This is a genomic window from Pseudomonas putida (genome assembly GCF_002906855.1).
Lineage (GTDB): Bacteria > Pseudomonadota > Gammaproteobacteria > Pseudomonadales > Pseudomonadaceae > Aquipseudomonas > Aquipseudomonas putida_N.
Genome location: NZ_MINI01000038.1, coordinates 24,888 through 43,900, shown reverse-complemented (window position 1 = coordinate 43,900; position 19,013 = coordinate 24,888). Strand labels below are relative to the sequence as shown.

General features: G+C 62.1%; 17 protein-coding genes. 14 read left to right on the top strand and 3 right to left on the bottom strand.

From position 1 onward, the window contains the following. Positions 1-13: 13 nt before the first annotated feature. Positions 14-2,761 carry a DNA polymerase I gene (gene polA, locus BGP85_RS12605; protein ID WP_103448326.1) on the top strand — a complete coding sequence of 916 codons (2,748 nt, stop codon included), beginning with the start codon at positions 14-16 and terminating at the stop codon, positions 2,759-2,761. A gap of 331 nt (positions 2,762-3,092) precedes the next feature. On the opposite strand, the gene yihA is transcribed toward polA, so the two are convergent. Next, positions 3,093-3,725, bottom strand: a complete 633-nt coding sequence (yihA, locus tag BGP85_RS12600; RefSeq protein ID WP_103448325.1) for a ribosome biogenesis GTP-binding protein YihA/YsxC — start codon at positions 3,723-3,725, stop codon at positions 3,093-3,095. Between the two features lie 193 nt (positions 3,726-3,918). Between yihA and BGP85_RS12595 the strand changes: the two genes are divergently transcribed. The 8 genes from BGP85_RS12595 (at position 3,919) to BGP85_RS12560 (ending at position 11,619) form a co-directional block, all read left to right on the top strand. After that, positions 3,919-4,221 carry a c-type cytochrome gene (locus BGP85_RS12595; RefSeq protein ID WP_027917189.1) on the top strand — a complete coding sequence of 101 codons (303 nt, stop codon included), beginning with the start codon at positions 3,919-3,921 and terminating at the stop codon, positions 4,219-4,221. Positions 4,222-4,252: 31 nt separating this feature from the next. Further along, a complete protein-coding gene (locus tag BGP85_RS12590) occupies positions 4,253-4,870 on the top strand; it encodes a c-type cytochrome (RefSeq protein WP_103448324.1) in 618 nt (205 codons plus the stop codon). Positions 4,871-5,023: 153 nt separating this feature from the next. After that, entirely contained in the window at positions 5,024-5,659 is a 636-nt protein-coding gene (dsbA, locus tag BGP85_RS12585) for a thiol:disulfide interchange protein DsbA (RefSeq protein WP_027917191.1), read from the top strand. A 12-nt stretch (positions 5,660-5,671) separates the two neighbouring features. Continuing rightward, positions 5,672-6,526 carry an endonuclease/exonuclease/phosphatase family protein gene (locus BGP85_RS12580; protein WP_103448323.1) on the top strand — a complete coding sequence of 285 codons (855 nt, stop codon included), beginning with the start codon at positions 5,672-5,674 and terminating at the stop codon, positions 6,524-6,526. A 98-nt stretch (positions 6,527-6,624) separates the two neighbouring features. After that, complete coding sequence (locus BGP85_RS12575; protein WP_103448322.1) at positions 6,625-8,562, top strand: GGDEF domain-containing protein; 1,938 nt, start codon at positions 6,625-6,627, stop codon at positions 8,560-8,562. Positions 8,563-8,657: 95 nt separating this feature from the next. Next, a complete protein-coding gene (locus tag BGP85_RS12570) occupies positions 8,658-9,053 on the top strand; it encodes a hypothetical protein (RefSeq protein ID WP_103448321.1) in 396 nt (131 codons plus the stop codon). Positions 9,054-9,125: 72 nt separating this feature from the next. Then, complete coding sequence (locus BGP85_RS12565) at positions 9,126-9,917, top strand: N-acetylmuramoyl-L-alanine amidase (RefSeq protein WP_374755325.1); 792 nt, start codon at positions 9,126-9,128, stop codon at positions 9,915-9,917. An 82-nt stretch (positions 9,918-9,999) separates the two neighbouring features. Further along, the gene (locus tag BGP85_RS12560) at positions 10,000-11,619 is read left to right on the top strand and encodes an EAL domain-containing protein (protein WP_103448320.1); all 1,620 of its coding nucleotides are present in this window, start codon (positions 10,000-10,002) and stop codon (positions 11,617-11,619) included. A gap of 12 nt (positions 11,620-11,631) precedes the next feature. On the opposite strand, the gene BGP85_RS12555 is transcribed toward BGP85_RS12560, so the two are convergent. Both BGP85_RS12555 and algB read right to left on the bottom strand, forming a co-directional pair. Then, the gene (locus BGP85_RS12555) at positions 11,632-13,398 is read right to left on the bottom strand and encodes a KinB sensor domain-containing domain (protein ID WP_103448319.1); all 1,767 of its coding nucleotides are present in this window, start codon (positions 13,396-13,398) and stop codon (positions 11,632-11,634) included. A gap of 8 nt (positions 13,399-13,406) precedes the next feature. Continuing rightward, positions 13,407-14,753 (bottom strand): sigma-54-dependent response regulator transcription factor AlgB, encoded by a 1,347-nt coding sequence (gene algB, locus BGP85_RS12550; RefSeq protein ID WP_103448318.1) that lies wholly within the window; start codon positions 14,751-14,753, stop codon positions 13,407-13,409. A gap of 227 nt (positions 14,754-14,980) precedes the next feature. Between algB and BGP85_RS12545 the strand changes: the two genes are divergently transcribed. The 5 genes from BGP85_RS12545 to gltP all read left to right on the top strand — a co-directional run bounded on the left by BGP85_RS12545 (position 14,981) and on the right by gltP (position 18,993). Next, positions 14,981-15,784, top strand: coding sequence for a BON domain-containing protein (locus BGP85_RS12545; RefSeq protein WP_103448317.1), 804 nt, complete (start codon positions 14,981-14,983; stop codon positions 15,782-15,784). A gap of 177 nt (positions 15,785-15,961) precedes the next feature. Beyond that, complete coding sequence (locus BGP85_RS12540; protein WP_103448316.1) at positions 15,962-16,255, top strand: hypothetical protein; 294 nt, start codon at positions 15,962-15,964, stop codon at positions 16,253-16,255. 42 nt (positions 16,256-16,297) lie between these two features. After that, a complete protein-coding gene (locus BGP85_RS12535; protein WP_103448315.1) occupies positions 16,298-16,459 on the top strand; it encodes a DUF1328 domain-containing protein in 162 nt (53 codons plus the stop codon). A gap of 2 nt (positions 16,460-16,461) precedes the next feature. Beyond that, positions 16,462-16,935 (top strand): inhibitor of vertebrate lysozyme family protein, encoded by a 474-nt coding sequence (locus tag BGP85_RS12530; protein ID WP_103448314.1) that lies wholly within the window; start codon positions 16,462-16,464, stop codon positions 16,933-16,935. Between the two features lie 729 nt (positions 16,936-17,664). Next, positions 17,665-18,993, top strand: a complete 1,329-nt coding sequence (gltP, locus tag BGP85_RS12525) for a glutamate/aspartate:proton symporter GltP (RefSeq protein ID WP_103448313.1) — start codon at positions 17,665-17,667, stop codon at positions 18,991-18,993. Positions 18,994-19,013: the final 20 nt, after the last annotated feature.

Here is a 19,013-nt window from a genome sequence, read left to right as displayed (position 1 = left end):
GTTGATTCTGCTCATGAGCCAAGCGCCCCTCGTCCTGGTGGACGGTTCCTCCTACCTCTACCGCGCCTTCCATGCGCTGCCGCCGCTGACCACGTCCAAGGGCATGCCGACCGGCGCGGTCAAGGGGGTGCTGAACATGCTCAAGAGCCTGCGCAAGCAATACCCTGACAGCCTGTTCGCCGTGGTCTTCGACGCCAAGGGCGGGACCTTCCGCGATGCCATGTTCGCCGAGTACAAGGCCAACCGCCCGAGCATGCCTGATGACCTGCGCGTGCAGGTCGAGCCGTTGCACGCCAGTGTCCGGGCCTTGGGCTACCCATTGCTGTGCGTCGAAGGCGTGGAAGCCGATGACGTGATCGGCACCCTCGCCCGTAGCAGTGCCACCCAGGGCCGCCCGGTGATCATCTCGACTGGCGACAAGGACATGGCGCAGCTGGTGGACGGCCACGTGACCCTGGTCAACACCATGACCGGCAGTGTGCTGGACGTGGCTGGCGTGCACGAGAAGTTCGGTGTCGGCCCGGAGCACATCATCGACTTCCTCGCCCTGATGGGTGACAAGGTCGACAACATCCCGGGCGTGCCCGGCGTCGGCGAGAAAACCGCTGTTGGCCTGCTGACCGGAATCGGCGGTGGCCTCAGCGACCTGTACGCCAACCTGGACAAGGTCCCGACCCTGGCCATCCGCGGGGCCAAGACCCTGCCGGCCAAGCTCGAAGAGCACCGCGACTCGGCGTTCCTGTCATACGAACTGGCCACCATCAAGTGCGACGTGCCGCTGGATGTCGAGGTCGAGGCGCTGGTTTGCGGCGAGCCTGACCGCGAGGCGCTGCTGGCGCTGTACACCGAAATGGAATTCAAGAGCTGGGTCGCCGATGTGCAGCGCGATGCGGCCAGGGCCGGCGATGTCGCCCCTGTGGTCGAAGCGCCGGTCGCCAACGTCGAGCCCAAGTACGAAACCATCCTCGACCAGGCCCGCTTCGACGCCTGGTTGGAGAAGCTGCGCCAGGCGCCGCTGTTTGCCTTCGACACCGAGACCACCAGCCTGGATGCCCAACAGGCTCAGCTGGTGGGCCTGTCGTTCGCCGTCGAGCCCCATGAAGCGGCCTATGTACCCCTGGCACATGACTACGAAGGCGCCCCGGCCCAGCTGGACCGCGAGGCCGTGCTGCTGGCGCTGAAGCCGCTGCTGGAAGACTCGGCCAAGGCCAAGGTCGGGCAGAACGCCAAGTACGACATCAACATCCTCGCCAACAACTCGCCAGCCATCGAGATGCGCGGCGTGGCCTACGACACCATGCTCGAGTCGTACGTGCTCAATTCCACCGCCACCCGTCATGATATGGACAGCCTGGCGCTGAAGTATCTCGACCACACCACCATCGCCTTCGAGGACATCGCTGGCAAGGGTGCCAAGCAGCTGACTTTCAACCAGATCAACCTGGACAAGGCAGGCCCTTACGCCGCCGAGGACGCCGACATCACTCTGCGCCTGCACCACGCGCTGCAGGCGCGCCTGGCACAGACGCCGAGCGTGCAGCCAGTACTGATGGACATCGAGATGCCGCTGGTGCCGGTGCTGGCCAAGATCGAACGTCAGGGTGCGCTGGTCGATGCCGCGTTGCTGCAGGTGCAAAGCGGCGAGCTGGGCGTGAAGATGGCCGAACTGGAGCAGCGTGCCTACGCGCTGGCCGGCGAGGAGTTCAACCTCGGTTCGCCCAAGCAGCTGGGGGCGATTCTCTATGACAAACTGGGCATGCCGGTACTCAGCAAGACCGCCAAGGGCCAGCCCTCCACCGCCGAAGCGGTGCTCGACGAACTGGCCGAGCAGGGCTACCCGCTGCCCGAGGTGCTGATGCAGTACCGCAGCCTGAGCAAGCTCAAGAGCACCTACACCGACAAGCTACCCGGGCAGATCAACCCGCGCACCGGGCGTATCCACACGTCCTACCAGCAGGCCGTGGCCGCCACCGGGCGCCTGTCGTCCAGCGACCCGAACCTGCAGAACATCCCGATCCGCACCGCCGAAGGTCGGCGCATTCGCCAGGCCTTCGTCGCCAGCCCCGGCTACAAGCTGCTGGCGGCGGACTATTCGCAGATCGAACTGCGCATCATGGCCCACCTGGCCAAGGACGAAGGCCTGCTGCATGCCTTCCGCAACGACCTGGACGTGCACCGCGCGACGGCGGCGGAGGTGTTCAGCGTGGCGCTGGAAGACGTCACCACCGACCAGCGCCGCAGCGCCAAGGCCATCAACTTCGGCCTGATCTACGGCATGAGTGCGTTCGGCCTGGCCAAGCAGATTGGCGTCGACCGCAAGCAGTCGCAGGATTACATCGACCGCTACTTCGCGCGCTACCCAGGCGTGCTGGCCTACATGGAGCGCACCCGCGCCCAGGCAGCTGAGCAAGGCTTCGTTGAAACCCTGTTCGGCCGCCGCCTGTACCTGCCGGATATCAACGCCAAGAACCCGGCCCTGCGCAAAGGCGCCGAGCGCACGGCGATCAACGCGCCGATGCAAGGCACCGCCGCCGACATCATCAAGCGCGCCATGGTCAACGTTGACAACTGGCTGAGCGAGAGCGGCCTGGATGCACGGGTGATCCTGCAGGTGCACGACGAACTGGTGCTGGAAGTACGTGAAGACCTGGTCGACCAGGTGAAAGATGAAATCCGCACGCACATGAGCAACGCCGCGCAACTGGATGTTCCGCTGGTGGTCGAAGCAGGTGTTGGTTCGAATTGGGACGAAGCTCACTGATTGAGCTGGGAAAGATGTGTAGGATCTGCGGCGTAGTGACGCGGATCCTGGCATGGCTCGATGCCATTGGTTCGGGAGTTTCATGAAACTATCGCAAATAGTTTTGAGGGCTCCGGAACTAAACCGGTGAAGTGGAACTCAGAGTAACTGAATGGCTGGTGAAGCCTTTCGATGCTCCTATGTTGTGTTAAGTGTTGGCAGATACCTGGACCCCGCCCTAGCGGTCCAGACTTGAACCCCGAACTTCCCCCTCCCCATACGAAGTCCGGGGTTTTTTTTGCCCGGAATTTGAGTCCCGGTCCCTGTGGGCACCCACAAGGACCGATACAGGTCAGGCTACTGGCTTGTCTTCCAGCTCCATCCAGTCCGCCAGCACCCGGTAGGCCTCTTCCAGGCCCAGGCGCTTGGGTGCCGAGAACAGCTGGATGGTCGCCGCGTCACCCCACCCCTTGCGAATCTCCGACTGCACCTTGAGCAAGGTGTTCTTGCCCGCGCCGTGGGTCAGCTTGTCGGCCTTGGTCAGCAGGATGTGCATCGGCATGCCGCTGGCCTTGGCCCAGTCGAGCATCATCTTGTCGAAGTCGGTCATCGGGTGACGCACATCCATCATCAAAATGATGCCTTTCAGGCAATCACGGCTTCCCAGATAGGCCTCCAGGTGCTTCTGCCAGTGTTGCTTGAGCGGAATCGGGACTTTTGCATATCCGTAGCCCGGCAGGTCGACCAAACGCCGTTCATCGTCCAGACTGAAGAAATTCAACAGCTGGGTGCGCCCTGGGGTTTTCGAGGTACGCGCCAGGCTGGCATGAGTCAGGGTATTGAGGGCGCTGGATTTGCCGGCGTTGGAACGGCCGGCAAAAGCCACCTCGTAACCCTGGTCGTCCGGGCATTGTTCGACCTTGGCAGCGCTGAGGGCGAATTTGGCTCTCTGGCAGAGGCCGAGGATGGGGTTATTGACTTGCATGGGATATCCGATGTGGGTGTTGCCAAAGCCTAGGCCGGCAAGCGGTGTCGTTTCCGTTTGGATGGCGGAAGTATATAATGCCCCAGTTTTTGTGTGCTCATTCTCCCAGCGAAGGGGAATGTGCATGGGGTGTCGAACAATAGCTCGCGCATCAGAACGCAGCGCGTCCCCCAACCCTGTCAGGTCGTTTCGCATGGCGAAATGGCTGCTAGCTGTCGGTATGTTCCTGCCGTTTTTCAGCGCACAGGCTACACAGGATCCCGAGGCGTTGTACAACCGCACGTGTGCGGCCTGTCACGCCGGGCAGTTGCCACAGGCTCCCAAGAAGGGTGACCCGGCAGCTTGGGAGCCAAGGCTGGCGCAAGGCATGGAGCAACTGGTGGTGCATGTTACCCAGGGTTTCAAGGCTATGCCGCCGCGTGGATTGTGCATGGACTGCAGTGCCGAGGACTACCGTTTGGTCATCCTTTGGATGAGCGGCAGTCCCGATACATAACATTTCACCCTTAGCCGTGTTGGATTAGCTGATGAACAAACTAGTCGTGAGTCTGCTGTTGACCCTGGGTGTCGCAAGTGCGGCCACTGCTGCGCAACCCATCAAAGGCGATGCCGCCGCTGGCCAGGCCAAGACTGCCGTGTGTGGTGCCTGCCACAACCCGGACGGCAACAGCCTGGCGCCGAACTTCCCGAAACTGGCCGGCCAGGGCCAGCGCTATCTGGAAAAGCAACTGCACGACATCAAGTCGGGCAAGCGCACCGTGCTGGAGATGACCGGCATGCTGGCCAACTTCAGTGACCAGGACCTGGCCGATATCGCCGCCTGGTTCTCCAGCCAGAAAGGCAGCGTTGGTGCCGCCGATCCCAAGCTGGTCGAGCGCGGCCGCGCGCTGTTCAATGGCGGCAATCTTGAGAAAGGCATGCCTGCCTGTACCGGTTGCCACTCGCCCAATGGCGCGGGTATCGCCCTCGCCGGCTTCCCGCACCTGGGCGGCCAGCATTCACAGTACGTGACCAAGCAGCTCACCGACTTCCGCGAAGGCAACCGCACCAACGACGGCGATGCGATGACCATGCGCACGATTGCCGGCAAGCTGAGCAACCATGAGATCGAAGCGCTGGCCAGCTACATCCAGGGCCTGCATTAACATTCGGTTAATGCTGTAACGCTAAAGATGAAAGGGCGGCGCAGACCGCCCTTTTTTCTGTCCGCAGCCGTTACACTACAGAACTCGGGCCCTTCGCCACCGGTCACAGCACAGGTCGCGTCGAGGCGACCAATGAATGCTCAGGAGTAAAGCATGCGTAAACTGATTCTCAGCGCCGCGCTGGTCGCTGCCAGCGTCTTCGGTATGACTGCCGTCCAGGCCGCAGAGCCTGCCACTGCCGGCAAGGAATACATCGAGCTGAGCAACCCTGTTCCGGTATCCCAGCCAGGCAAGATCGAAGTGGTCGAGCTGTTCTGGTATGGCTGCCCTCACTGCTACCACTTCGAGCCGACCATCAACCCATGGGTAGACAAGCTGCCCAAGGACGTCAACTTCAAGCGCGTACCGGCCATGTTCGGCGGCCCATGGGACGCCCACGGCCAGATGTTCCTGACCCTTGAAGCCATGGGCGTGGAGCAAAAAGTTCATGCCGCGGTCTTCGACGCCATCCAGAACCAGCGCAAGCGCCTGACCGACCCGAAGGACATGGCCGACTTCCTCGCCACCCAAGGCGTCGACAAGGACAAGTTCCTCGCCACCTTCAACTCGTTCGCCATCAAGGGCCAGGTCAACCAGGCCAAGGAACTGGCGAAGAAGTACGAGATTACCGGCGTACCGAGCATGGTGGTCAACGGCAAGTACCGCTTCGACCTGGGCACCGCTGGCGGGCCGGAAGGCGTGCTGAACGTTGCCGACCAATTGATCGCCAAGGAGCGCGCCGCTAAGTAAGCGGCGTACCCCATGCGCCGCTCCAGACCCGCGCGTGGCATTGGCCTGCACCAGCCGCAGGTCAACGAGCATCACCTGCAGGCCCCTGGCCTGCCAGAGGATGGTCGTCTGCGGCTGCTCAGCTTCAACATCCAGGTCGGTATCAGCACTGAGCGCTACCGGCACTACCTGACCCGCAGCTGGCAGCACCTGCTGCCGCACACCGGGCGGGCCGGCAACCTGCAGAAAATCGGTCAGTTGCTCAACGACTTCGACCTGGTGGCCCTGCAGGAAGCCGATGGCGGCAGTCTGCGCTCAGGCTACATCAACCAGGTGGAGCACCTGGCGCAGCTGGGCTCCTTCCCATACTGGTACCAGCAACTCAACCGCAACCTCGGGCGTTTTGCCCAGCACAGCAATGGCGTGCTCAGCCGTCTGAAGCCGCAACTCCTCGAAGATCACCCGCTGCCCGGCCCGGCCGGCCGTGGTGCGATTCTGGTGCGTTTTGGTGAGGGTGAGGATGCGCTGATCGTGGTCATGATGCACCTGGCCCTGGGCGCCAAGACTCGCGCCCTGCAACTGGGCTACATCCGTGAGCTGATTGGCGGCTACCGCCATCAGGTTCTCATGGGCGACATGAATACCCATGCCACCGACCTGCTCGAGCATTCTCCCCTGCGCGATCTGGGCCTGATCGCACCTCAGGTCGAAGCCACCTTCCCCAGCTGGCGCCCGCAGCGTTGCCTGGACCACATCCTGCTCAGCCCAAGCCTGACCCTGGAGCGGGTCGAGGTGCTGGCGCAGCCGATCTCCGACCATCTTCCCGTTGCGGTGGAGATCCGATTGCCTGATGCACTGACTGTGGATACGCTGCCGGTCTTGAGCTAGATCAGCTAAACCGCGGCAAGCCCTCAAGTGTTCGAGGTGCGCGCCGACAGCGTGTAATTACACAGCCCACAGATGCATTACCCGTCGCGGATCCAGGCATGACCGAAGAAGCCGAGCGCTGGAAAGAAAAATACCTTAAAAGCATCGAACAGCAGGAAAAGCTCGAACGCCGCTGGAACGCGCGCCTTGACCTGCTGCGCCGTGGCCTGGTGCGTAGCACCTTGGCGGCCGAAGGCAGCGACAAGGTCGTCGACCAGTACATGAAGGAAATGCGCGAGGTCATCCGCAGCGACAACATGGACGCCGGCCTGGCCGGGTTGATCCCGCGCCTGGAAAAGGCGGTGCTGGACTCCGAGCAGCGCCGGGAAACCCGCATGAACCAGGTCAGTGATGCCCTGAATGCACTGGTTACCCAGCTGCAAGGCTTGCCGCTGCCCGGTGAAGTTGCCCGGCCACTGAAAAAGCTGGCTAAGAAGCTCGATGGTGGAGTCGCCCAGTCACGTGAGTTGCCGCCGCTGCTGGGTGAACTCAGTGGCCTGCAAGGTCGAGCCCTTTCATCCCTGAACAAGCCGGATGACGAGGCCCGGCCAGGCTTTCTGCAGCGCCTGTTCGGTAACCGCGACAACGAGCCCCAGCCAGAAGCCGCTGAGCCTGCGCAACCTGCGCCTGAAATAGCGCCGGCCGAAGCCCAGCCGCAGCCGGATGGGCCTGTACTGGTGGACTTGCCGCCGCGAGATGCGGACGAGCTGCAACCTCTGGCTGCCGCCGCACCGGCCCCGGAGCCTGAGGAAGCTGCGCAACCGGAGTTGATTTCAGAGCCACATACCGTTGAACAACCGGTAGTGGTCCAGTCTGAAGCTGAGCCGCAGGCAGACGAAGCTCCCGACCTGCAGGAACAGCCTGAGCAGCCGGCAGTCCCGATGCCGGCGACACTCGAAGAAGTGTTCGGTGAGGATGGCCCCTACTCGCTTCCCGATGCGGTGGAGCCGCCGTACAGCCAGGTCGCAGCGCACATCGAACAGACCCTGATCGGCCTGCTGGACGACCTCAGTCTGCCGGAACGCCACAAGGCCCAGGCCCTGGCAATGCGTGAGCGGGTGGCACGCGGGCTGAATTGGTACGAACTGATCCCGGTCCTCGACGACCTGGCCGTGCTCATGCTGGCGATCACCGACAGCGGGCAACACGAATTCGAAACTTACCTGCAGCAGCTCAACGAACGCCTCGACAGCTTCCAGAGCCACCTGCACGAAGCCAGCGCCGGCCATGCCGACAACAGTTCCGCCGCGCGCGAGCTGGACAGCCAGTTGCGTGAACAGGTCGATGGCCTGCAAAGCAGCGTGCAGGGTGCCGTGGATGTGGACAGTCTCAAGCACATCCTGGAAAACCGCCTGGAAACACTGCTTGGCACCATGGACGAGCACCAGCATGAGCGTGACCGCCGCGAGCAGGAGCTTGCCGGGCGTCTGCAGGGCCTGGCCGAACGGGTCGCCAGCATGGAGCAGGAAGCGCTTGGCTATCGTGAACACTTGGAGGAACAGCGGCAGAAGGCGTTGATCGACCCGCTGACGGGCTTGCCCAATCGCGCGGCCTGGACCGAGCAGGTGGAGCGCGAAATGCTCGACTGGCAAGAAAGCGGCGGTCACCTGGCCATGGCCATCCTCGACCTGGACCATTTCAAGCGCATCAATGACAGCTATGGTCACCTGGCCGGCGACAAGGTGCTGAAGATCGTTGCCGACCAGCTGCGCAAGCGCCTGCGCGCACGTGATTTCATCGCCCGGTTCGGCGGCGAAGAGTTCGTGCTGCTGCTGCCGCAGACGTCTCCTGCAACCGCTGCCCAAGTCGCCGAAGCGCTACGCGCGGCGATCGAGGCCTGCCCGTTCCATTTCAAGGGTGAACGCGTGGTCATCACCACATCCATCGGCTTGAGCGCCTTCCGCTCCGGCGAACGTGGCGATCAGGTGCTCAAGCGCGCCGATGCTGCGTTGTACCGCGCGAAGGACCAAGGCCGCAATCGCGTACTGTCGGCGTAAATAGATACCCCATCCAATCCCTGCCTGATTCTGACAATGAGACCCCGCCTACCTGATTTTCAGGCCGGCAAAGTCGATCAGACCGGAGTAGAAAGATGAAGATGAGAAATGGTCTCGTGATGCTCGCCTTGGGCGCGGCTTTCCAGGGTGCCGCCTTCGCCAATGATGACCTGTTGACGGCCCATGTGTCGGCAGATGGCAAGGTGCTCAGGCAGTGGCCGCAGTGGATAACCGAAGTCGATCACCTGCCACAGGATAATTACTTCAGCCTGTACAAGCTGAAGCTGAACACGCGAATCGTGCAAAAGGACCCCGGCTTTTGCAGTGTTTCGCCAATCGATGCCAGCACTTATGAGCGGCAATTGCATGGGCAAGCGAAGGTGATTGGCAAGCCTCTGGCCGAGAAGGTCGATGTGATGACCCAGCTGGTCGACAAGCAGGGGGCGAGCGCTGACAACTCGCTGGAGTTCCTGGTGATGTGCAGCCTCTGACATTTCGCCGGCGGAAGCACGCAAACCGGAGGAGCACGTTATACTGTAGCACTGTCGTCAATGACCCTAACGATGTGCTCCTCTGCCATGAAAACGCTTTTTGCCGGGCTTCTGCTCCTAATTCTTGCCGGATGCTCTACCGGCCTGCGCATCGACCGCAGCCACCCTTCCGCCAATCAGGACAACCGTATCCAATTCGTCGTCCTGCATTACACCAATGCTTCGCTGGAGCGTTCGCTGGCATTGCTGACCCATGGCGAGGTCAGCGCCCACTATCTGATTGGCGACGGCCCGGGCACGGTCTACCAGCTGGTCGACGAGAACCGTCGCGCCTGGCATGCCGGTGACAGCCAGTGGCAGGGGCGGACCTGGCTGAACTCCAGCTCCATCGGCATCGAGATCGTCAACCCAGGGTTCGACGATACCGCCAATGGCCGCGTCTGGTACCCCTACAGCGAGGCGCAGATCCAGTCGTTGATCGCCTTGCTCAAGGACATCGTCAAGCGCAACAACATCGAGCCGCGGCACATCATCGGGCACAGCGACATCGCCCCCGCACGCAAGCTCGACCCTGGCCCGTTGTTCCCCTGGAAGCGTCTGGCGGATGCAGGCCTCGGCGTCTGGCCCGAAGCCAATGCCGTAGCGCGCCAGCAGGCCTATTTCAACCTCAACCCACCGACCATCGGCTGGTACCAGCAGGAACTGGCGCGCTTTGGCTATGCCATCGAGCAGACCGGGCAGCTCGATGTCGCCACGCGCAACGTCATCGCCGCCTTCCAGATGCACTTCCGTCCGCAGCGTTTCGACGGCATGCCGGACGCGCAGACCGCAGCCATGTTATCGGTGCTCAACCGCATGCGTTAAAGAGAGTTGCATTCGGGCGCCAAACGGCAAAGCCGATTCTCATTCCAGTTGCTATACCTTGTTAATCAACTGGATGCTGCCCATGTCTGCCCTGATTTCTGCATTGCGCCAATTTTTTTACCGCCCCTGGATGCTGGCCTCCCTGACAGCGTTGGCCAGCGCCGCAGTATTGCTGACCGCCAGCATCGGTATTGCGCTGCAGCAGATGAAGGAAAGCGAGAGCGCGCAGATGAACGCCCAGGGCGAGCGCTTTCTCGACCGCCTGGAGCAGGTGTTCGGCCAGTTGCGCGAGGGCGTCGACGAACTGCAGGCGCAGTCGCTGCGCGGCTGCAGCCCGGCGATGATCTCGGTGTTGCAGCAGGTCGGCCTGGGTTCGCGCTTCATTTATGAAGCAGCTTATGTGGATGCCAATGTCGCCTGCTCCAACCGGGGTGGGGCCAGGGCTTTCGTGCCAACGCGCGCGCCGGATATCCAGGGCCCGACCTATAGCTACTGGCTCAATACCACCACTGAACCCAACGAAAACCTTGCTGCCTTGATGCTGGCGCGGGGCAACTTCCTGGTTTCCACCTCACGTGGGCACCTGACTGATGTGGTCGATCTGCCACCGGGTGGCAGCTTGTTGGTGGTGCTGGATAATGGCACCCGTGCAATCCCTGTGCTGGGCCCGCCCCAGGCCTGGCCGCCGACCAGTGGCTGGCCACCGCCCAGCCAGAAGGCTTTGTTCGAACTGCGCGATCGGCTGGTTTATCGGATGCCGACCAAGTCGCCGGACTACCAACTGGTGCTGATTGCACCGCGGGCCAGCCTGCCTTTACGCATGAACGGCATGCTCTGGCTGCTGTTCCCGGGCAGTGTGCTGGCGGCCTGCTGCATCGGCTGGCTGGTGCTGCAGCTGATCCTGCAGCGGCGTTCGATGAGTTCGGAACTGCAGAATGCCTTGCGCCGGGGCGAGCTGCAGGTGCTGTATCAACCGATCATCGAGCTTGACAGCCGTCGCTGCGTTGGTGCCGAGGCCCTGGTGCGCTGGCGCCGCCCGGACGGTTCGCTGACCAGCCCGGATCTGTTCATTCCACTGGCGGAAAACACCGGGCAGATCCGCCAGATCACCGATTTCGTGCTGCAACGCGTGCTTGAGCAACTGGGTCAGCTGCTGCGCTCACATCGCAATCTTTACATCTCGGTGAACCTGGCGGCCTGCGATGTGATGGTGCCGCGCATTGGCCGGGTGGCAGCGCGACTGCTGGCATTGCACCGCGTCGCTGCCAGCCAGATTGCCTTTGAAGTCACCGAGCGCGGGCTGATCGACGTGGTGGTGGCGCGGGATAATCTGCAAGCCCTGCGTGCGGTCGGGCATCAAGTGCTGATCGACGACTTCGGCACGGGCTATTGCAGCCTGGCCTACCTGCAGACCTTGCCGGTGGACTGCCTGAAGATCGACAAAGCGTTCATCGATGCCCTGGGCCACGACGCCGCCAGCAGCGGTGTGGCGCCGCATATCATTCGCATGGCCCATGACCTGCACCTGCGGGTGATTGCCGAGGGCATCGAATGCGAGGCGCAGGCGGTGCTGCTCAACAGCGAGGGGGTGAATTACGGGCAGGGCTGGTTGTTTGCCCATCCGCTCAATGCCCGGCAGTTCGCCGAGCTGGTGACCCGCGGCCGGCAACCACGGCGGGCGCGGATCGATGATGAGCCTTGAGCACGGATAAAGTCAGACTGGCAGGGCCATGTAGAACTGCGTGCCCTGTCCTGGCCGGGAAAACACGCCCATGCGCCCGCCATGCAACTGCACGATCTCCTTGCACAGTGCCAGCCCCAACCCGGCGCCGCCTTTCTTGCGCCCCACCTGTACGAACGGTTCGAAGATCCGCCCCTGCTGCCCGTAGGCAATGCCTTCACCATTGTCCTCGACACTGATGATCACCCGCTCCGCGTGCCGCCGCGCATGCAGGCGGATCCGCCCGCCACTGGCGGTATGGCGGATGGCGTTGTGCAGCAGGTTGTCCAGCACCCGGTCGAGTTGCGCCACGTCGGCCTGGATACGCGGCAGTGGTGGTTCCAGGGCCTTGATCAGCTCGATCTGCTTGTTGGCGGCCAGTTCGCTGAAGCGCGTCTGCGCCCTGTCGAGCAGTTCGTCGATGGCGCATGGGGCAAGCTCGAGCTTCTGCAGGCCGCTCTGGTAGCGCGAGAAGTTGAGCAGGTCGTTGATCAGTTGGGTCAGGCGCTGCATTTCTTCGCCGATGGTCTCCAGCAGATCGCTTTCGCGAGCCTCGGGCGGGAATTTCAAGCGCTCGCGTAGCAGGCCGAATGCCATGTGCATGCCTGTGACCGGTGTGCGTAATTCATGGGAAGCACGCAGCACGAACTCACTGCGCACACGTTCGAAGGCGCGTTGCTCGGTGACATCGTGCAAGACCATTACCGCGCCCAGAATCGGCCCTTGCGGGTGACTGACGGGGGTCAGGCTGTAGGTCAGCAGGCGAGATTCTTCATCAACCTCGATGCTCAGGTCTGCCGGTGGCCGATCCAGGCTGCCACCGCGCAGTACCTGGCGCAGCTGTTGCTCCAGCTCCGGGCGCTGCAGGGCCTCGGCCAGGCCACTGCCGACCCGGCTGTCGCTCCAGCCCAGCTGCCGCTGGGCGACCGGGTTGAGGTGCTCCAGCTGCCCTTGGCGGTTGATGATCAGCAAACCATCGTCAATGCTGTCGAGCACAGCCTGCAGACGCTGCTGGCCAGCCAGCAGTTCATCGACATTGGTTGCCTGGTGCTTGCGCAGGGCGTCGGCCATCAGCCCGAAGCGGCGTGTCAGCTGGTTCAGCTCGATGGCCTGGGTGACCGGCAAGGTGATGTCGAAATCACCCTTGCCGAGCTGGTCGGCGGCCTTGGCCAAGGCTTCGATCGGCTGGCCGAAGCGGCGGGCGATGTTGTGCGCAGTGACGAAACCAAGCACCAGCACCACCAGCCCCACCAGGCTGAGTATCCCGCTGACCAGCAGGGCGCGGTCACGGGTGTGCTCTTCGCTGCGGGTCATGAAGTCGAGGGCTTGTTTGTGCGAGTCGATCAGGTCGGTACGCACCTGGTTGAATGCTGCGCCCAGTGGTTGTTCAACGCCCATGCTGCGGGCTGGCGCCGGGCTGTCGCGGTAAGCCTGGATGAAGGCCTGGTAGTTGCTGCTGGCCTTGCTGAAGCCGGTGCGCTCACCGCCTTGCGCCAGCCCCTGGTTGAGCAGCTCCTGGAAATTGTCCTGCAGGGGGCGCAGGTTGTCCCGAGCGGTGTTTTCGTCCAGTAGCAGGGTCAGTTGTTCGCCGAGGTTCTGCCGCAGCTTCAGGCCCACTTCCAGCGCGCTGGTGGTTTCGCGCACTGACTGCTGCTGCACCGTGGCCATCTGCAGCACGCTCACCAACCCCAGCAACAAGCCCAGCAGGGCCACGGTCACCAGGGCCGAGATACTGAGGAACAGCCGCGTGCGCAGCTTCATCGGCAGCCTCACAGGTTGTACTGCTTGCGCTTGCGGTAGAGCGTGGAGGCGTCGATACCGAGGGTCTTGGCAGCCTGATCGAGAGTGTCGCTGGTAGCCAGCACGGCGCCGATGTGCGCGCGTTCCAGCTCATCCAGGCTCAAGGCTGCGCCTACCCGAGGCGCATTGCCTGCCGGTTGTTCGCCCATTCCCAGGTGGCTGATTTCCACGCGCTCCTGGGGGCAGATGATGCTGGCGCGTTCAATCACGTTGCGCAGCTCGCGGATGTTGCCCGGCCAGCGGTAGTTGAGCAGCGCGCTGCGCGCCTCTTCGCTGAAGCCACGGGCCGGGCGTGAGTATTCCTTGACGAAGCGGGCCAGGAAGCGGTCTGCCAGGGTCAGGATGTCCTCGCTGCGCTCGCGCAGCGGCGGCAGGTGCAGGGTGATGACATTCAGGCGGTACAGCAGGTCTTCGCGAAAGCGGTTCTCGCGCACCATGTCGTCAAGGTTGAGGTTGGTCGCGGCGAGAATGCGCACGTCGGCTCGTCGGGTGACCGGGTCGCCTACCCGCTCGTATTCCTTGTCCTGGATGAAGCGCAGCAGCTTGGGCTGCAAGGTCAGGGGGAAATCGCCGATTTCATCGAGGAACAGCGTGCCGCCGTCCGCCTGGTTGACGCGACCCAAGGTGCTTTCGCTGGCGCCGGTGAATGCCCCGCGGGTATGGCCGAACAATTCACTCTCCATCAGTTCGGCGTTCAGCGACGGGCAGTTGATGGTCACGCAGGCCTTGCGGGCCCGCTTGCTCCAGCCGTGGATGGCGCGGGCCAGCTCGCCCTTGCCGGTACCCGACTCGCCGAGAATGAGGATGTTGGCATCGGTGGTGGCCACCTGGCGGGCGGTTTCCAGCACGGCCATCATCGCCGGGCTGTGCGAGTCGAGGCCGTCCTTGGGTTTGCGCACTTCGCCTTCAAGGGCCTCAAGACGCGCAGAGAGCTGACGGACTTCCAACTGCTTGGCGGTGGCCAGGCGAAGCTGGTCGGGGCTGCAGGGTTTGACCAGGTAATCGGCGGCACCGGCCTGGATGGCATCGACGGCAGTGTCGATCGCCGAATGGGCGGTGACGATCACCACGCGCATCCAGGGTGCCTGAATACGCATCTGCGCCAGCACATCGAGACCGTTGTCCTCGCCCAGGCGCAGGTCGAGGAAGCACAGGTCGAACACTTGGCGCTGCAGCAAGGCCTCGGCCTGCGCAGCACTGTTGGCCGTAGCCACGCTGTAGCCTTCGTCTTCAAGGCAGTAGCGGAAGGTGCGCAGGATCGCGGACTCGTCATCCACCAGCAGAATGCGGCCTTGGTTGTCCTGGGCTGATTCCATTTCCTGCGCTCCTTCGGATAGTTCTTCAATTAGTGTGGGAAAAATCGGGCAAGTTGCACGGTCAATTGTGAAGGAATCTGTCCTTTGCATGCTAGCTAATGGCCAAGCCGTACCGTAATGCCGGATATCTCGATGATTTTCTTAGAGCTGCGCGCTGGCACATTGGTTGCGACGATTTTCTGCTTTTGCCATTTAAAGGAGGTACTCCTGTGTCCCCTACCATCCGAATGGTCGTGTTGGCGGTCACCCTACTGTCCGTTTGCACGCCTGCGTCAGCCGACCCTGTTCAGGACGCTCGCCTGGAGGGCTCGCTGCAAACCGCGTTGGCCCTCAACCAGATGCTCAACCCGTTCCGCATCAAGGTCCAGGTCGATGGCCAGCGGGCTCGCCTTTCCGGTGAAGTCGAGAACGGCGTCGAGCGTGAGCTGGCCGAGCAGGTGGCCCTGGCCACACGGGGTATCGAGCAGGTCGATAACCAGTTGCGGGTCAACGCCGAACTGGTCGAGCACCCGCTGGAGCTGCGTGCCTACGCCCAGCGGTTGGAGGATGCGACCTTGGCGGCGGTGATCCGCGCCCGATTGCTGTGGAGCAAGGCCACGCAGAAATCACCTATCGAGGTGCAAAGCGAAAACGGCGTAGTGACATTGCGTGGAAAAGTCGACAGTGCCGAGGCCAAGGAGCTGGCGGGCGTGGTGGCGCGCACCACCGACGGCGTGCACCTGGTCAACAACCTCGTCAGCATGGACTCCGCAGCCATGGCGAAGGCAAGGGAAACCCCCGTTGACGCTTCGAGCGGGCCGCAGCCGAGCGACGGCTGGGTGGTCGACAAGATTCAGACCAGCTTGCGCTTCAGCCGCAATCTGGACGGCCTGAACATCAAGGTGGCCAGCGAACAAGGCATGGTCCGGCTGACCGGTGAGGTGGTCAGCAGCGAGCAGAAGACCATCGCAGTGGATATCGCCAGCCAGATCACCGGGGTGCGGGGCGTCGACGCCGATCTGCTGAAAGTGGCGATCAAGGTCGAGGGTTGAATCGTGCAATTCGCACGACCCCAGCAGGGGCATCGTGCAGGATACGTCCTCAACGGCATTGTGCAATACGGTTAAGTGATTGATTTATAAGCATTTTATTTGAATTGCCGGGCTGGCATGCAGGCTGCAAATACTTGTTCAGGTTTGAACAGAAAAATTACAGCAGGAGAAGCCGGCATGAACCGCCAATCCGTCAACCGCTCGCTGAATGCCGCACTGCCTGTGCGCCAGTTCTTGATCCTTGGCATGGCGTTGCTGCTGACCTTGGCCGCTGGCCTCTTCTATTACAGCTGGCAGACCGCGCGCCTGGCCGATCAGGTGGCAGCGCAAACCGCGCTGCTGACGCAGATTCAGGCAAGCCGCGCCAACACCTTGGTAAAAGCCGCCGAGCCTGTAGGGCAGCGGCCTGCCGCCAATAACTCTCCGGCCACTGTGGATAACGTCGCGCCCCAGCAGCGCTGGGTGTTCTGAGACGCTGGCCTGACCGATTTCAAAAAAGAAAGGAGAAGCATCATGCTTAGCTGGGCTGTCACTTTCCTCATCATCGCCATTGTTGCCGCTGTGCTCGGCTTCGGTGGTATCGCTGGCGCCGCTACGGGTATCGCGAAGATCCTGTTCATTGTCTTCCTGGTCCTGTTCGTAGCTTCCTTCTTCTTTGGACGTGGTCGAGGTTGAAAATGAGCAGGAAGCTATATGCAGCCCTGGCTGCCGCTGCCTTGATGTCGGGCGGTAGTGCAGCGGTGCTGGCGGCCAATGATGGCCAGGTCCGTGTCGAGCAGTTGCTCGGCTCGGACCCCGAATACCGGGAAACTTGGCAAGACACGATCAAGGGCGAGGAACGCTTGCCTGACTGGGTGATCAACCTGAGCGGCAGCGGCCAGGAGCAGATGTCCGCAGTGACCGAAGACGGCGACAAGTATCTGGTCGGCCCGTTGTGCGAGTCACCGCAGAACTGCACTTACAAGCGCCTGATCGTCGCGTTCAGTTGGGACAAGGACGACGCCTACGGGATGCTGGTGGAAGTGCCCGAAGGCTTGCCGAGTGACAAATCGCCAACCCGCCATGCGCAGTACCGCTGGCTGGGTGAGCCGGACGACGGCATGAAGGCGATGTTGCAGGAGCAACTCAAGCGTGACCCGAATTGGTACTGACCAGCGGTCGCGCGCTGTCATGTAATGGAAGCGGAACCTTTTTATCTTTCTCGCTTCTATGATGCGCCGCCCCGAGGAGGGGCAGCGCATGACCAGGGGGCCGGGCTGTTCTGATTGTTGCAGGATCGGAGTGGCCTAGGGGTACAGGGAGTACCTCCAGCATTGGGCCGGGTCAGGAAAAGGCAGAATCGGAAGCTTCAGGTCGGGTGTGTCTGACAAACACCGCAACCGGGCCTGGCTTCCGAGGCGCCATCTCCCCTTTTGCTGATTCCTTTCAGGTGCTCACCTCCAAGACACATTTTGTCTTGACCGTACATCATTTTTTTTTCGCCCGGTATGGCGGTCGCCCAAGTGGCATTTCGGCCATTCGGATTGTCGAACAGGCCGTCTTCATCCTCCCCTGCATACCGCCAAAACTGCCGAAATATGGCGGTTTGGTCTTGTTCGGATTTCCGAACGTTATAAATCAATGACTTACGTGCGGCGTATTTTGACTTGAATGCCTATGCCGAATCGGCATGGGGTATGCGTTTCCGGCATTAGATTTCAGCCTTCCCCATCGCAATAGTTGCCGCCTTTTTCGCTGGCCCGAGCGCCCTGTCGCTCGCTCGCGGTGTCCTTACACGAGGTCCCCGGACGGAAGCCAAAAGCTCCCCGTGACGTTGCCAACGGCTCTGTTACGCGCTTTTCCGGTCGGTACCCGTGACCACTAGAACAAAGGGTAAAGACATGAAGAAGGCAAAATTGAGCCTCGCCTGGCAGATCGTCATCGGTCTGCTCCTGGGCGTTGCAGTCGGCGCGCTGCTGAACCACTTCAGCGCGGAAAAGGCCTGGTGGATCAGCAACGTCCTCCAGCCCGCCGGTGACATCTTCATTCGCCTGATCAAGATGATCGTCGTCCCGATCGTGATTTCGTCGCTGATCGTGGGTATCGCCGGGGTTGGCGATGCGAAGAAACTGGGCAGCATCGGCCTGAAGACCATCCTCTACTTCGAGGTGGTGACCACCATCGCCATCGTCGTCGGCCTGGTGTTGGCCAACCTGTTCCACCCGGGCGCCGGCATCGACATGAGTACCCTGGGTACCGTCGACATCTCCAAGTACCAGGCCACCGCAGCCGAAGTGCAGCATGAGCACGCGTTCATCGAGACCCTGCTGAACCTGATCCCGTCGAATATCTTCGCAGCGCTGATGCGTGGCGAAATGCTGCCGATCATCTTCTTCTCGGTGATGTTCGGCCTCGGCCTGTCGAGCCTGCAGGCCGACCTGCGCGAGCCGCTGGTGCGGACCTTCCAGGCCGTGTCGGAAACCATGTTCAAGGTCACCCACATGATCATGAACTACGCCCCGATCGGCGTGTTCGCCCTGATCGCCGTGACCGTTGCCAACTTCGGCTTCAGCTCGCTGCTGCCGCTGGCCAAGCTGGTGCTGCTGGTGTACTTCGCCATCGCCTTCTTCGCCTTCATGGTGCTGGGCCTGGTAGCACGCCTGTTCGGCTTCTCGGTGATCAAGATCATGCGCATCATGAAAGATGAGCTGATCCTCGCCTACTCCACTTCCAGCTCCGAGACCGTGCTGCCGCGCGTAATCGAGAAGATGGAAAAGTACGGTGCGCCGAAGTCGATTTGCTCGTTCGTGGTGCCGACCGGTTACTCGTTCAACCTCGACGGTTCGACCCTGTACCAGAGCATCGCGGCCATCTTCATCGCCCAGCTCTACGGCATCGACCTGTCCTGGAGCCAGCAGCTGCTGCTGGTGCTGACCCTGATGGTCACCTCCAAAGGCATCGCCGGCGTGCCGGGCGTGTCCTTCGTGGTGCTGCTGGCGACCCTGGGCAGTGTGGGCATCCCGCTGGAAGGCCTGGCCTTCATCGCCGGTGTCGACCGCATCATGGACATGGCGCGTACTGCCCTGAACGTGATCGGCAACGCCCTGGCGGCCCTGGTGATCGCGCGTTGGGAAGGCATGTACGACGCCGCCAAGGGCGAGCAGTACTACGCCTCGCTGATGGCGGACAAGCAGGAAGCTGCCTTGGTTGGCGAAGCCGCCAAACGCTGAGCCTGAACGGCTGAACCAGA

Excerpts from the sequence above, each read along its gene's own strand:
- BGP85_RS12595 (WP_027917189.1), top strand. The coding sequence starts at position 3,919 with ATGGCGAAATGGCTGCTAGCTGTCGGTATGTTCCTGCCGTTTTTCAGC.
- BGP85_RS12540 (WP_103448316.1), top strand. The coding sequence starts at position 15,962 with ATGAACCGCCAATCCGTCAACCGCTCGCTGAATGCCGCACTGCCTGTG.
- BGP85_RS12570 (WP_103448321.1), top strand. The coding sequence starts at position 8,658 with ATGAAGATGAGAAATGGTCTCGTGATGCTCGCCTTGGGCGCGGCTTTC.
- polA (WP_103448326.1), top strand. The coding sequence starts at position 14 with ATGAGCCAAGCGCCCCTCGTCCTGGTGGACGGTTCCTCCTACCTCTAC.
- yihA (WP_103448325.1), bottom strand. The coding sequence starts at position 3,725 with ATGCAAGTCAATAACCCCATCCTCGGCCTCTGCCAGAGAGCCAAATTC.
- BGP85_RS12575 (WP_103448322.1), top strand. The coding sequence starts at position 6,625 with ATGACCGAAGAAGCCGAGCGCTGGAAAGAAAAATACCTTAAAAGCATC.
- algB (WP_103448318.1), bottom strand. The coding sequence starts at position 14,753 with ATGGAATCAGCCCAGGACAACCAAGGCCGCATTCTGCTGGTGGATGAC.
- BGP85_RS12545 (WP_103448317.1), top strand. The coding sequence starts at position 14,981 with ATGGTCGTGTTGGCGGTCACCCTACTGTCCGTTTGCACGCCTGCGTCA.
- BGP85_RS12590 (WP_103448324.1), top strand. The coding sequence starts at position 4,253 with ATGAACAAACTAGTCGTGAGTCTGCTGTTGACCCTGGGTGTCGCAAGT.
- BGP85_RS12560 (WP_103448320.1), top strand. The coding sequence starts at position 10,000 with ATGTCTGCCCTGATTTCTGCATTGCGCCAATTTTTTTACCGCCCCTGG.
- BGP85_RS12535 (WP_103448315.1), top strand. The coding sequence starts at position 16,298 with ATGCTTAGCTGGGCTGTCACTTTCCTCATCATCGCCATTGTTGCCGCT.
- BGP85_RS12555 (WP_103448319.1), bottom strand. The coding sequence starts at position 13,398 with ATGAAGCTGCGCACGCGGCTGTTCCTCAGTATCTCGGCCCTGGTGACC.
- BGP85_RS12565 (WP_374755325.1), top strand. The coding sequence starts at position 9,126 with ATGTGCTCCTCTGCCATGAAAACGCTTTTTGCCGGGCTTCTGCTCCTA.
- BGP85_RS12580 (WP_103448323.1), top strand. The coding sequence starts at position 5,672 with ATGCGCCGCTCCAGACCCGCGCGTGGCATTGGCCTGCACCAGCCGCAG.
- gltP (WP_103448313.1), top strand. The coding sequence starts at position 17,665 with ATGAAGAAGGCAAAATTGAGCCTCGCCTGGCAGATCGTCATCGGTCTG.
- dsbA (WP_027917191.1), top strand. The coding sequence starts at position 5,024 with ATGCGTAAACTGATTCTCAGCGCCGCGCTGGTCGCTGCCAGCGTCTTC.
- BGP85_RS12530 (WP_103448314.1), top strand. The coding sequence starts at position 16,462 with ATGAGCAGGAAGCTATATGCAGCCCTGGCTGCCGCTGCCTTGATGTCG.